At 71.9% G+C, this 13,140-nt stretch carries 12 protein-coding genes; 8 read left to right on the forward strand and 4 right to left on the reverse strand.

Features of this window, described 5'->3' with window-relative positions; translation table 11 throughout:
- Positions 1-834 carry an SDR family oxidoreductase gene (locus C8E83_RS03250; RefSeq protein WP_121368416.1) on the reverse strand — a complete coding sequence of 278 codons (834 nt, stop codon included), beginning with the start codon at positions 832-834 and terminating at the stop codon, positions 1-3.
- Between the two features lie 120 nt (positions 835-954).
- Here C8E83_RS03250 and C8E83_RS03255 point away from each other — a divergent pair, with 120 nt between their 5' ends.
- The 6 genes from C8E83_RS03255 to C8E83_RS03280 all read left to right on the forward strand — a co-directional run bounded on the left by C8E83_RS03255 (position 955) and on the right by C8E83_RS03280 (position 7,017).
- Positions 955-2,256, forward strand: coding sequence for an NtaA/DmoA family FMN-dependent monooxygenase (locus C8E83_RS03255; protein WP_121368417.1), 1,302 nt, complete (start codon positions 955-957; stop codon positions 2,254-2,256).
- A 26-nt stretch (positions 2,257-2,282) separates the two neighbouring features.
- Positions 2,283-2,828: a HutD family protein gene (locus C8E83_RS03260; RefSeq protein WP_121368418.1), complete on the forward strand. Its 546-nt coding sequence runs from the start codon at positions 2,283-2,285 to the stop codon at positions 2,826-2,828.
- Positions 2,829-3,095: 267 nt separating this feature from the next.
- The gene (locus C8E83_RS03265) at positions 3,096-3,599 is read left to right on the forward strand and encodes a hypothetical protein (RefSeq protein WP_121368419.1); all 504 of its coding nucleotides are present in this window, start codon (positions 3,096-3,098) and stop codon (positions 3,597-3,599) included.
- Positions 3,600-3,683: 84 nt separating this feature from the next.
- Entirely contained in the window at positions 3,684-4,988 is a 1,305-nt protein-coding gene (locus C8E83_RS03270) for an allantoate amidohydrolase (RefSeq protein ID WP_121368420.1), read from the forward strand.
- The gene (locus C8E83_RS03275; protein WP_121368421.1) at positions 4,985-5,578 is read left to right on the forward strand and encodes a TetR/AcrR family transcriptional regulator; all 594 of its coding nucleotides are present in this window, start codon (positions 4,985-4,987) and stop codon (positions 5,576-5,578) included. The genes C8E83_RS03270 and C8E83_RS03275 overlap by 4 nt, the downstream gene beginning before the upstream one ends.
- A 77-nt stretch (positions 5,579-5,655) precedes the next feature.
- A complete protein-coding gene (locus C8E83_RS03280; RefSeq protein ID WP_121368422.1) occupies positions 5,656-7,017 on the forward strand; it encodes an NtaA/DmoA family FMN-dependent monooxygenase in 1,362 nt (453 codons plus the stop codon).
- A gap of 10 nt (positions 7,018-7,027) precedes the next feature.
- Here C8E83_RS03280 and C8E83_RS03285 read toward each other — a convergent pair whose 3' ends face one another.
- The 3 genes from C8E83_RS03285 to C8E83_RS03295 all read right to left on the reverse strand — a co-directional run bounded on the left by C8E83_RS03285 (position 7,028) and on the right by C8E83_RS03295 (position 9,327).
- A complete protein-coding gene (locus C8E83_RS03285) occupies positions 7,028-8,062 on the reverse strand; it encodes a zinc-binding dehydrogenase (RefSeq protein WP_121368423.1) in 1,035 nt (344 codons plus the stop codon).
- A gap of 160 nt (positions 8,063-8,222) precedes the next feature.
- Positions 8,223-8,963: a hypothetical protein gene (locus C8E83_RS03290; protein WP_147430069.1), complete on the reverse strand. Its 741-nt coding sequence runs from the start codon at positions 8,961-8,963 to the stop codon at positions 8,223-8,225.
- Between the two features lie 139 nt (positions 8,964-9,102).
- Complete coding sequence (locus tag C8E83_RS03295) at positions 9,103-9,327, reverse strand: hypervirulence associated TUDOR domain-containing protein (RefSeq protein ID WP_121368425.1); 225 nt, start codon at positions 9,325-9,327, stop codon at positions 9,103-9,105.
- Positions 9,328-9,520: 193 nt separating this feature from the next.
- Here C8E83_RS03295 and C8E83_RS03300 point away from each other — a divergent pair, with 193 nt between their 5' ends.
- Together C8E83_RS03300 and pepN are read left to right on the forward strand one after the other, a co-directional pair.
- Positions 9,521-10,429: an SDR family NAD(P)-dependent oxidoreductase gene (locus tag C8E83_RS03300; protein ID WP_121368426.1), complete on the forward strand. Its 909-nt coding sequence runs from the start codon at positions 9,521-9,523 to the stop codon at positions 10,427-10,429.
- Positions 10,430-10,580: 151 nt separating this feature from the next.
- Positions 10,581-13,136 (forward strand): aminopeptidase N, encoded by a 2,556-nt coding sequence (gene pepN, locus C8E83_RS03305; RefSeq protein WP_121368427.1) that lies wholly within the window; start codon positions 10,581-10,583, stop codon positions 13,134-13,136.
- Positions 13,137-13,140: the final 4 nt, after the last annotated feature.

Genomic DNA, 13,140 nt, shown 5'->3' on the forward strand with positions numbered 1-13,140 from the left:
CTAGCCCCGCCCCACGAGCGGCATGGCAGGCGGCATGATCGTGAGGTTCGCGACGTTCACGCCGGGCAGCTGGTTCGCCATGTACAACACCGCGCGGCCCGTCTCGGCGACGTCGATCGTGGGTTCGACGCGCACCGAGCCGTCGGCCTGCAGGCTGCCCGCGCTGGATCCTGCGGTCATCGGCGTCACCGCGTTGCCGATGTCGATCTGCGAACCCGAGATGCCGAACGGCCTGCCGTCGAGCTGGATCTGCTTCGTCAGCCCCGAGACGGCGTGCTTCGCCACGGTGTACGGCGCCGAGAGCGGCCGCGGCGCGTAGGCCGAGATCGAGCCGTTCGTGATGATCCGGCCGCCCTGCGGGGTCTGCGCCCGCATCACGCGGAACGCCTCCCGCGCGCAGAGGAACGACCCGGTCACCGTGACGTCCATCACCGCCTGCCAGGTCTCGAGCGAGATCCGGTCGAGGTCGGTCGGCGGCGCGCCCGCCCCGGCGTTGTTGAACAGCAGGTCCACGCGGCCGAAACGCCGCACGGTCTCGTCGAACAGGCGCACGACGTCGTCTTCGCGGGTGACGTCGGCCACGAGCGGCAGGATCCGGCCCGACTCGCCCGCCACCTCGTCGAGCGCCTCCCGACGCCGCCCGGCGATCACGACCGTCCAGCCGTCGTTCGCGAGCTCCAGGGCCGCCGCCCGGCCGATTCCGGAGCCGCCGCCGGTCACCACGGCGACGCCCCGCTGCTCCTGCGCCCCCGCGTTCGCCGGCCGCTCGCCGTCGCCCGGCGCCGCCGCGCCCGCCTGCTGCCCACCCGCGTTGTGACTGGCCTCGTCGCTCATACCCGCACGCTACCAGCGGGCCCGCTCGCGTAATGCGCGCTTCACCGCGAGGCATCGGTAGCGAAACACCGCGCCGATTGACTGGGGCACGATCCCGTCCCGCCGCTCGAAGGAGTCCCCGTGCCCGACCGCTTCCACCTCGGATGGTTCCTCGACGGCTACCGCGTGCCCGCCTGGAACAAGCCGTGGTCGGGAACCTCGAGCCGCGACTGGCTGTCGGGCCAGTTCTACGTGGACATGGCGCGCGACCTCGAGAGGGGCTGCTTCGACTACTTCATGCTCGAGGACTCCAACTACGTGCCGAGCGAGTTCGGCGGCTCGATGGACGCCTACCTCAAGTACGGCCAGCGCGCCCCGAAGCTCGACCCGACCGCCCTCGCCAGCATCATCGCCCGCGACACCCGCCGCATCGGCGTCATCGCCACAGTCGCGACCACCGAGATCTCGCCGTTCCGTCTCGCCCGCCTCATGGTCACGCTCGACCACATCTCGGACGGCAGGATCGGCTGGAACATCGTCACCGGCTCGAACGACGCGGCCGCGCGGAACTTCGGCTTCGACCGGCAGCCCGAGCACGACGCCCGCTACGACCTCGCCGACGAGTTCATCCGCGCCGCGAAAGCCCTCTGGGACTCGTGGGACGACGACGCCGTCGTGATGGACACCGAGTCGGGCTTCTACGTCGACCCGTCGAAGGTGCACCGCGTCGACTTCTCGGGCGCTCATTTCTCCACCCGCGGGCCGCTGAACACGATTCCGGGGCCTCAGAAGCAGCCGGTGCTCCTCCAGGCCGGCGTCTCGCCGCGAGGCATGCGCTTCTCGGCCCAGCACGCCGACTCGATCATCGCCACGGGCTCCGACGTCGCGGCGATGAAGGCGGTGCGCGACGGCATCCGCGCGTACGCCGTCGAGGCCGGGCGCGACCCCGACGAGATCAAGGTGATGTTCATCACCGAGCCGGTGCTCGGCGAGACCGTCGAGGAGGCGACGGCGAAGGTGTCGCGAATCCGCGACGACGCCATGCGCACCTACGACCACAACCTCGGCGGCCTCTCGAGCGTGACGATGATCGACTTCGCGCAGTTCGACCCCGACCAGCCGCTGCCCGCGGGCCTCACCACGAACGGCCACCAGGGGCAGCTGAACGACATGATCGCCTCGGGCAAGACCCTGCGCGAGCTGGCCGCGGCACCGCTCGCGAACGGCATGCGGTTCGTCGGCACGCCGGCGTCGGTCGCGGCCGACATGGAGGACGTCATGCGCGAGGTCGGCGGCGACGGCTTCCTCTTCTCGTCGCTCACCCCGACGAGGCGCTACGTGTCGGAGATCGTCGACGGAGTGGTGCCCGAGCTCCAGAAGCGCGGGCTCGTCCGCACCTCGTACTCCGAGCCGACGCTGCGCGGGAATCTGCGGGCGTTCTGACCGCCCGACGCCGGTAGGGTGGCGGCGTGATCGACCCGGCCCCGCGCATCCTGCCCGCCCTGGGCCGCGAGTGGCAGCCGTGGGCCAACGGCGGGGGAGTCTCGTCGACCTTCGTCGAGGGGCCCGACTTCCGCATCGCGCTGGCCGTCATCGATCGCGAGGGCCCGTTCTCCGACTACTCGGGGTTCGACCGCACGCTGCTGCACGCTGGCGGTCCGCCGCTCACGCTTGTCGTCGACGGGGTGCCGCACGCGCTGTCGGTCGGCCGGCAGCTCACCTTCGACGGGGCCGCCGCCGTGTCGGCCGTCGGCGTGAGCGGGCCCGTCCAGGCCTTCAACCTGATGGTGCGGCGTGGTGTCGTCTCGGGTTCTCTCTCCGTCTCGCGCACCGACGTGGTCGAGGCGGGCGCAGGATCCGAGACCGCGCTCGTCCTGCTGCTCACCCCCGCGACCCTGGCCGACGGGCGCCCCCTCGCGCCCCACGACGCCGTGCTTCCGTCGCGCGCGCCCCTCGTCCTCGCCGCGCCCGCGGACGTCGCCGTCGTCCGTGCTGCTCCCGTCGCGCTCGCGTGACCCGTCTCGGCGGGGGAGCAGTGTTCGCCCTGGCGAGTTACAGGTTCGCCTGAATTCAGGAATTCCTGAAATTGACCTTCGACCTCACGTCCAGTTTCAGGTTCGCCTGAATTCAGGCGAACCTGAAAAACGCTGCGAGGAACACCCTCTCCCTCGGGATGGTCGCGACCCGCGGCGTGACGCGGCGTGTCGCGACGAGACGTGCGGCTCGGCAGTACCCCGGACGGGGCGTGGCGGCACCGACGGCAGAGCCCTAGCGTCGAGGGCATGAGGGGGAACTCGATCACGACAGCGCTCGCCACGGTCGCGCTCGGCGGCGCGCTCGCGGCCGCGCTCGCCGGCTGCGCCACCACCACGACCGGTGCCGCGACGGCTCCGACCGGGCACGCCACCGTGCGCACGATGTCGAAGGCCGAGGAGGTCAAGGCGGACGCGTTCGAGGCCGTCATGGACGCCACGTACCCGCACAGGTCGCCCCTCGTCAGCTACAGCGGCGAGCTGCAGCACGGCGACCCCGGCGGCATCATGGGGTCGGGGTCGGGTGTCGCTCCGGGCAGCTATGTGATGACGCTGGCCTGCACGGGCGCTGAGACCCTCACCTTCGAGCTCCGCTTGCCCGGCCAGACGGTCACGAGCCACCAGGTCACGTGCGGGACACCCACGACTGTCGGCGTGACGACGACCCAGCCCGGCTCGACCGGCTTCGGCGTGCGCGCGGTGACGGCCGCGCACCCCGACGCCTACTTCTTCGCCGGGTTCGCGAAGGCCTGAGACGCGGCCGCCCCGTCTCGCCGGCGAGACACCCGCGCCGGTCGGCCGACGTCGCGGCGGGGCTCCGCGCGGCATGATCGGAGGGTGACCACCTCGACGAGCACCACGCCCAGGCTCGACGGCGCCGGCCCCGACACCGTCTCGGCGCTCCTGCGTCAGATCGCCGACGTGGGGCGCGACCGGGCCCGCGGGGGATACTCGCGACCGGTCTACGGCGACGCCGAGCTGACCCTGCGCGAGTGGTTCGTCGCGGCGGCCGAAGCGCGCGGTCTCGACGTCGAGACCGACGGCAACGGCATCATCTGGGCGTGGTGGTCTGCTCCGGGGCAGGAGCGCGAGAACGCCGTCGCCACGGGCAGCCACCTCGACTCGGTGCCCGGCGGCGGCCCCTTCGACGGACCGCTCGGCGTCGCCAGCGCCCTGGTCGCCGTCGACGAGCTGCGCCGCCGCGGCGTGACGCCCGCCCGCCCGATCGTCATCGCCGTCTTCCCGGAGGAGGAGGGCTCGCGCTTCGGCGTCGCCACCCTCGGCTCTCGCCTCCTCACCGGCGCGATCACCCCGGAGCGCGCCCTGGCGCTCAAAGACGCCGAGGGCGACACCCTGGCCGACGTCCTCGCCCGAAGCGCACACGGCGCGCAGGGAACGCACGGCACGCACGGCACGTTCGGCCGTGACGACACGCGCCTGCGACAGCTCGGCCTCTTCGTCGAGCTCCACGTCGAGCAGGGCCTCGGGCTGCAGCCGCTCGGCGAGCCGATCGCCGTCGGAGCCTCGATCCTCGGGCACGGGCGTTGGCTCCTGCGCCTCACCGGCCAGGGCAACCATGCCGGCACCACGCTGATGCAGGGCAGGCAGGATCCCGTCGTCGCGGCCTCCCGCATCGTGGTCTCGATCCGCGACCTCGCCCGGGCCACCGACGGCGCACGCGCCACGGTGGGGCGTGTCGAGGCCACCCCGGGCGGCACGAACGTCATCGCGTCGAAGGTCGAGGTGTCGCTCGACGTCCGCCACCCCGACGACGCCGTCACCGCAGCGCTCGTGCAGCGCATCGCGACCGCCGCCGAGCTGATCGCCGCCGAGGAGGGCTGCGCCGTCACCCTCACCGAGCAGTCGCTCAGCCCCACGGTCGCCTTCGACGCCGGCCTCCGCGACCGCCTGCTCGAGGCCCTGCCCGGCGTGCCCGTGCTCGACACCGGCGCCGGGCACGACGCCGGAATCCTCGCGAGCGACGTCCCGACGGCGATGATCTTCGTCCGCAACCCCACCGGTATCTCGCACTCGCCGGAGGAGCTGATCGAGGACTCCGACGCCGAACGGGGCGCTGCGGCCCTCGCCGACGCCCTGCAGCACCTGGCCGGCCCGTCGGCGCCCGCTACCGTGGAGGGGTGACCGACACCGAGCGAGCAGACGCCCCGTCCTCCCGGGAGCGCCTGCTGGCACTGGTCGCCGACGTGATCCTCGAGCACGGGGTCGCCGACCTCAGCCTGTCGCGCATCGCCCGCCTGATCGGGTCGAACAACCGCATGCTGCTCTACTACTTCGGCTCGAAGGAGGAGCTTCTGAACCAGGCGACGCTCGCGGCGTTCGAGCGCTTCCCGCGCATCAACGGGATGCTCGGCCGGCTGCGCGGCGAGGGCCCGGGCGACGCTCTCGATCCTGCTGCCCGTCTTCTGCGGGCCTGGGCCGACATCTCGCACCCCGACAACCTGCCGTTCCTCGCGCTCTTCTTCGAGGCGTACGGCATCGCCCTGCACCTGCCCTCCGCGAACCGCGGGTACTTCACTCGCATCGCCGAGGCCTGGGTGCCCGAGGTCGAGCAGATGCTCGCAGGAGCAGGCGTCCCCGCCGACGCCGCGAGACTCCGGGCCGTCCAGGTCGTCTCCACGTGGCGCGGACTGCAGTTCGCCCTCCTCGCCGGCACGCCCCGCGACGCCCTCGACGCGGCCTACGCCGCGATGATCGCCGACATCGTTCGCTGACGCTCACCGCCTCGAAACGCCGCGGAAACACGAGCCCCGTACCGTTGAACTAATCAGTTCAACGACGGAGGTCTCCCATGGTCGATCGCATCGTGCTCGGCGCGTTCCACTCGATGAACGCCACACCGAAGTGGTACCTCGCGGACGATCCTCTGGGCTACCTCGACCTCGCCCGCTGGATCTCCCGCGTCCAGGCGTACGAGAAGGCCGGCCTCGACTTCGTCTTCTTCGCCGACTCGTACGGCTACCCTGTGCTCGACGGTCACGTGATCCCGCGGGCGATCGAGCGCGCGATCCAGACCACCGCGGCCGACCCGACCGTGATGCTGGCGGCGATCGCCGCCGCGACCGAGAGCATCGGCCTCGTGACGACGGTGTCGACGACGGTCGAGAAGCCGCAGATGGTCGCTCGGAAGTTCGCCACCCTCGACCACCTCACGAAGGGGCGCGTCGGCTGGAACATCGTGACCGGCTCCGGTCAGGCGGCGTCGGCGATGCTCTTCGGCGAGGAGGTCGTCGCCCACGACCGCCGCTACGACCGGGCGCAGGAGCACGTGGAGCTCTCGCTGAAGCTCTGGGAGGGGTCGTGGGAGGACGACGCGCTGCGAGTCGACAGGGGCACGGGGACGTTCGCTGATCCTGCGCTCGTCCATGAGATGGACCACGACGGCGAGTGGTTCGCGTCGCGCGGCATCCTCACGGTGCCGCCGTCACCTCAGCGGACGCCGGTGCTCTTCCAGGCGGGCACGTCCGGCCGCGGAAGGCAGCTCGCCGCGGACTTCGCCGAGACGGTCTTCCTCTCGTCCGAGCCCGACGCGACGGCCGCGCAGATCGCCGACATCCGCGCCCGGCTCGAGGCGAACGGTCGAGGTCGCGACGCGATCCGCTTCCTGCCCGCCGGCACGTTCTTCGTCGCCCCGACGCGCGAGGAGGCCGAGGCCAAGCGCGCGGCCGCGATCGGCACCACGTCGCTCGAAGACGCCGCCGTCGCCTACGCGTACTACACCGGCCTCGACCTGATGTCGATGGACCTCGACAAGCCCCTCGCCACGACGACCTCCGACCAGGGGCAGACCAACATCGACCGGTTCAGCGGTGCCGACGGGGCGCCCGCGCCGACGGTCCGCGAGATCCTCGAGGAGTTCCGGGCCAACAGCGTCATGACGGCGCCGTTCGTCGGGACGCCCGACGAGGTCGCCGACGAGGCGGTCGCGTACCTCGACGCCACCGGCGCGGACGGCTTCGTGCTGCAGCCCGACCCGTCGGGGGCGCCGAGCGACTTCCTCGAGCACGTGCTCCCGATCCTGCGCGATCGGGGCCTGATCAGGGCGCAGGAGCCCGGCCTCACGTTCCGCGAGCAGCTGTTCGGCGCCGGCCGGCCGCGGCTCCCGGAGACGCACCCGGGTGCCGGCTACCGTCGCGCGCCCGTGACCGCCTGACCGCGAGTCGCTACGGCCGCACCATCACCTTGAGGGCGTTGCGGTCGGCCATCGCGCGGTAGCCGTCGGGCACCCCGTCGAGGTCGACCGTGCGGTCGAACACGCGGCCCGGCTCGATGGTGCCGTCGAGCACGAGCGGCAGGAGCTCGGGAATGTAGTGCCGGGCCGGAGCGACCCCGCCCGTGAGAGTGAGGTTGCGGAGGAACTCGGGGCGGCCGAACGGCGCCTCGCGCTCCTGCGGCACCCCCACCCGGCTGATCGAGCCGCCGTCACGGACGATGCCGATGGCGGTGACCGTCGCGTCGCCGAGGCCCACGGCCTCGAGCACCACGTGGACGCCGTCGCCGCCCGTCAGCTCGCGGACGCGGGCGATCGCCTCGTCGCCGCGCTCCGGCACGACGTCGGTGGCGCCGAACTCGCGGCCGAGGTCGGTGCGGTCGGTGTGGCGGCCGAGCAGGATGATCTGCGACGCGCCGAGCAGCTTCGCCGCGATGACGGCGCTGAGGCCGACGGCGCCGTCGCCGATGACGGCGACGCTCTGGCCAGCTGTCACGCCGCCCATTTTCGCCGCGTGGTACCCCGTCGACATGACGTCGGAGAGTGCCAGCAGGCTCGGCACGAGCGCCTCGTCGAACCCGGCGGGCACGACGACGAGAGTGCCGTCGGCCTGCGGCACGCGCACCACCTCGCCCTGGCCGCCGTCGCCGTGCGTGCCGCCCCAGTTTCCGCCGTGGCGGCAGGAGGTCTGCAGGCCGTCGCGGCAGAAGTCGCAGGTGCCGTCGCTGTAGACGAACGGCGCGATGACGAAGTCGCCGACCTTCACGTCGGTCACGGCGTCACCGACCTGCTCGACGACGCCGACGAACTCGTGGCCCATGCGCGAGCCCTGCTCGGAGGGCTTCTTCGACGCGTAGGGCCAGAGGTCGGAGCCGCAGATGCAGCCCGCGGTCACCCGCACGATCGCGTCGGTGGGCTCGGCCAGAGCCGCATCGGGAACCGTCTCGACACGGACGTCGCCCGCTCCGTACATCAGTGCTGCGCGCATGGAAGTCCTCTCGTCGGCGCTGTGGTCGGCTCCAGTCTTCCGTGCCGCGCCTGGGAGCGCGGGATGCGGCTGGTCCCGGTACCGGTGGTGCCCCCTTCGAATCCGTACCCCGGCCGGGGACTGGTGCGCGCGGCTCCTGCCGAGCGGTGCTCCCTGAGCCCTACTTGATTGTCACGTCGCAGTCGGAGAGACCGCCCGGGATGGCGGAGCCGGGGCTTCCGCCGGGCTTCCGCAGCGCGAGCAGTGCGTTCCGGGCCTCCGCCGAGTTGACGGTCACGGTGGCTTGGGGAGTGTCCGGGCTGTCGTACACCGTCAGACCGGCCCTCGGATCGGAATGCTCTCGGATCCAGAGCCAGCTCGTCACGAGCCCGTGGAAGGTGTCGGCGTCGGGAAGACCGTCGACGACGTGCGTCTGCAGCCAGGCCTCGTCGCCGTGCTCGGGGTCGACCTGCAGGTCGTGGGGGAGTGCGACCGGGCGACTCGCCGTCGTGAGGAGGAGGCCCGACTCCGTGGTGGAGCCGAGCTCGTCCTGGTCGTAGGCGGCGACGGCGTCGTAGATCGCGTCGATGTGAGCCTCGCTGCACGTCCTGCGGATGCCCACCAGCACGAGCGACAGCGCCGGCACGTCGATCGCGTTCGGAGCCGAGTCGGTCTCGACCCACCGGACGCATGGCAGCGTGCTGATCTCCGACCCGGCCGGGGCGACCCTCGGCGTGGGGAACGCGGTGCTCACCAGGTAGGCGCAGCCGCCGAGGAGGGCGAGGGCCGCGATGAGGAGCGACGCCAGAGCGATCCAGATGCCGTTCCGCTCTCGCTCGTAGTGCTCGCGGAGCGGCGGCGCTACCGGGAGACCCCCGGTCGGCGGCTCCACTCGCCCCGCCTGCGGTCGTTCGTCCGACACGGCACCCCCTGCGCCCCGGCCCGCGGATCGGGCCCTCTGCCAGCCTGGCAAACTCGTGCGGCCTCGTGCGAGTCCCCACCCGGGGCACGTCACGTACGCGTGCCGCTCGCCGAAGAGGCTCCGGCGCCGGCGGCGGCCGCTACTTCTTCGGGCGCAGACGGCGAAGGGCGGTGCCCTTGTGCGCCGCACGAGCGCCGGTCTTCTCCGACTCGACGATGAAGACCGGGTCGTCGGCGCTCGCCGTGAACTTCTGGCCGTCGAACTCGGAGTCCTTCGTGCGTCGCTCGACGACCGTGCCCTGCGTTCGTCCCTGCGACGTGCTCCACGACACGCGGTCGCGCACCCGGATCGGCTCACTGCTCATCCGCCCGTTGTACGCCGCGGCTCCTGCACCCAGGCGACGCCGTACCCCGCGCGCTCGCCGATTCAGCGTGGCTTCGGCGGATCGCGCGAAGTCTTGTTGAGTCCGCGAAGCGGCAGGACAGCGAGCGCAGGAGCAGCCGCATACGCGAGAGTGCGTATTGCCCGGCGGCTCGGCACACCCCGACCATGGGCGCATGAGCGCGACACGCCATGACCTCGCCGGCCGCACCATCGTCATCACGGGCGGCAGCTCGGGCATCGGCCTGGCCGCCGCACGCGCTCTCCACGCCCGCGGGGCCGAGGTCGTGCCGATCGGACGCACTCCCGAGCGCGTGGCGGCCGTCGCAGCCGAGCTGGGCGCCCGGGCTCTCGTGGCCGACTTCGCGCGCCTCGACGACGTCCGCGAGACCGCCGAGGTGCTGCTGCGCGAGCACGAGCGCATCGACGTGCTCGTCCACAACGCCGGCACGGTCGTCCAGAAGCGCATCACGACAGTCGACGGGCACGAGATCAGCTGGCAGACGAACTACCTCGCCCCCTTCCTGCTGCAGTCGCTGCTCGCCGGGCGCCTGGTCGAGAGCCGTGCACACGTCGTCGTCACCTGCAGCGTCGCCCACTTCTTCGGTCGGATCGACCTCGCCGACCCCGGATCGTTCGATCGGCCGTTCACGATCCGCGAGTCGTACGGCAACTCCAAGCTGGCCCTGCTGCTCTTCGCCCGCGAGATCGCGCGGCGGGCATCGACGGACGGAGTGGCGGGGCAGGGCGGCGCCTCAGGCCAGCGTGGCTCGGTGACCGCCAGCGCCTTCCACCCCGGGTTCGTGAAGACGAACATCATCACCGAGCAGCGGGGCCTCGGACCCGCCTGGGTGTCGGCGATCGCCGAGCGCGTGCTGAACGTGACCAGCCCCGAGGTCGGCGCGGCGGCGCTGGTGCACCTGGCCGGGGCGCCTGATCCTGCGGCCAACAACGGAAGGTACTTCACACCGACCGTGCGCGCGGGCGCACCGTCGAGCCGGGCCTCGCGCGACGCGACGCTCGGGCGGGCCCTCTGGACGCACACCGAGCGCGCCCTGCAGCCGCACCTCGTCCGCGCCGTCTAGGTTGGGGGAGCGGCGCCGCCGCGCCGACCACTCGCGAGGAGCTCCATGCCCGACCTGTCGCTCGGCGCGTGACACTGTCGGGCTCGCGTCGAACGTCTACCTGACACCTGCGTCAGACAGGTCGACGGCCTCGCGACGCTACCCTCGAGACATGGCAGCAGCGACCAATCTCAACCGCACCGAGACCCGCGAGCGACGCGCGATCCTCGACGTCGAGGCGTACGAGATCGACCTCGACCTCACCCGCGGCGACGAGGTGTTCGGCAGCACGACGAGGGTGCGGTTCACCGCCACTCCGGGCTCGAGCACGTTCATCGACGCGCTCGCCGAGCGCGTGACGGGGATCGTCGTGAACGGGGAGCTCATCGATCCCGCGACCGCCTGGGACGGCAGCCGCATCGCGCTCACCGACCTCGAGGCGTCGAACGACATCGAGGTCGTCGGCGAGTTCGCCTACACGAACACGGGTGAGGGTCTGCACCGGTTCGTCGACCCGGCCGACGGCGAGGTCTACCTCTACACGCAGTACGCGATCCCCGACAGCCGCCGTGTCTTCACCGTCTTCGAGCAGCCCGATCTCAAGGCCACCTTCCGGTACACGGTCACCGCGCCGACGGCGTGGGAGGTCGTCAGCACCCAGCCGACGCCCGAGCCCGACGACCACGGCGACGGCCGGGCCACCTGGCGGTTCGAGCCGACCCCGCGACTGGCCAGTTATGCGACGGCTCTCGTCGCGGGGCCCTACGCGGTCACACGGGCCTCGCTCACCAGTGTCGACGGGCGTGAGATCCCGCTCGGGCTGCTCATCCGCCGATCGCTCGCCGAGTTCGCCGACGCCGACGAGTTCTTCGACGTGACGCGACGGGGCTTCGCCTACTACGAGCAGAAGTTCGACCGCGCCTACCCGTTCGACAAGTACGACCAGATCTACGCGCCCGAGATGAACTTCGGTGCGATGGAGAACGCCGGTGCGGTCACGTTCAACGAGAAGTTCGTCTTTCGCGGGCCGGTGTCCGACGCGGCGCGTGAGCAGAAGGCCGTCACGATCCTGCACGAGCTCGCCCACATGTGGTTCGGCGACCTCGTCACCATGAAGTGGTGGAACGACCTCTGGCTCAACGAGTCGTTCGCCGACTGGGCGTCCGCCGCGGCCGCGACCGAGGCCACCGACTGGACGACTGCCTGGACCTCGTTCCACATTGCCCGGAAGTCCTGGGGCTATCAGCAGGACCAACTGCCGTCGACCCATCCGGTCATGGCGACCATCGACGATCTCGACGACGTCCAGTCGAACGTCGACGGCATCACGTATGCGAAGGGCGCGAGCGTGCTCAAGCAGCTCGTCGCCTGGGTCGGCGCCGACGCGTTCGACGCGGGCGTCGCCGCCTACTTCGCCGCGCACGCCTTCGGCAGCACCGAGCTGAGCGACCTCGTCGCCGAGCTCGAGAAGGCTTCCGGCCGCGACCTCGGCGAGTGGTCGACGCTGTGGCTCGAGACCGCGGGCGTGGCGACGCTCCGACCCGAGGTCGAGGTCGACGACGACGGCGTCATCACCTCGTTCGCGATCACGCAGACCGCACCGGCCGACCACCCGACGCTGCGACCCCACCGGATCGCCGTCGGTGTGTACGACCATGCCGCCGCGGGCTCGGACCTCGTGCGAGCGCATCGCGTCGAGGTCGACATCGACGGCGCTCGCACCGACGTGCCCGACCTCGTCGGCGTCGACCGCGGCGCGCTCGTGCTGCTGAACGACGACGACCTGACCTACGCGAAGATCCGTCTCGACCCGGCCTCGCTCGAGACCGCGACGCGGTCGCTGTCGAGCATCGCCGACCCGCTGGCCCGCGCTCTCGTCTGGGGCGCCCTCTGGGACACCGCGCGAGACGCCGAGCTCGCCCCGACCGACTACGTCCGCACCGTGCTCGCCCATCTCGGCGCCGAGACGAACTCCGCGATCCTCCGCACGACGCTGGCGCAGCTGGTGCGCACCGTGCGCACCTACGTCGAGCCGTCCCGCCGTGCCGCTCTCCGAGACGAGGTGGCGAGCAGCCTCTGGTCCGCGGCCGCCGCGAGCCCGGCGGGCTCCGACGGGCAGCTGCAATTCGTGTCGGCGTTCGCCGAGGTCGCCTCCGCGCCCGAACACGCCGAGCGGCTCCGCCGACTGCTCGACGGCGACCTCACGCTCGACGGGCTGACGATCGACAGCGACCTCCGATGGCAGCTGCTCACCGGCCTCGTCGCGGCGGGCGGTGCCGACGAGACCGAGATCGACGCACTCCTGGCCGGCGACACGACGGCGACCGGTCTGCAGGCGGCGGCGCGAGCCCGGGCGGCGATCCCCACCACGCCTGCGAAGCGTCGGGCGCTGGCGATGGTAGTCGGCGATGCCGGGGTCTCGAACGGGATCGTGCGGGCCGCGGCCCAGGGGTTCTCGCGGGCGGACGATCCCGAGATCCTGCGACCCCTGATCGGTTTCGCCCTCGCCGGTTTCTCGCGCGTGTGGGAGTCGCGGGGCATCTGGGTCGGGTCGGAGTTCGCCGAGGGGTTCTGGCCTGCGGCGCTCGCCGACCGCGCCCTCGCCGACGCCGGCGTTCAGTGGCTCGCCGAGCACGCCGGGCCTTCCACACCCGCGGCCCTGCGGCGCGTCATGGCGGAGAACCTCGACGCGACCCGTCGAGCGCTCCGCGCCCAGGCGGCCGACTAGACCG

This window comes from Frondihabitans australicus (assembly GCF_003634555.1).
GTDB lineage: Bacteria > Actinomycetota > Actinomycetes > Actinomycetales > Microbacteriaceae > Frondihabitans > Frondihabitans australicus.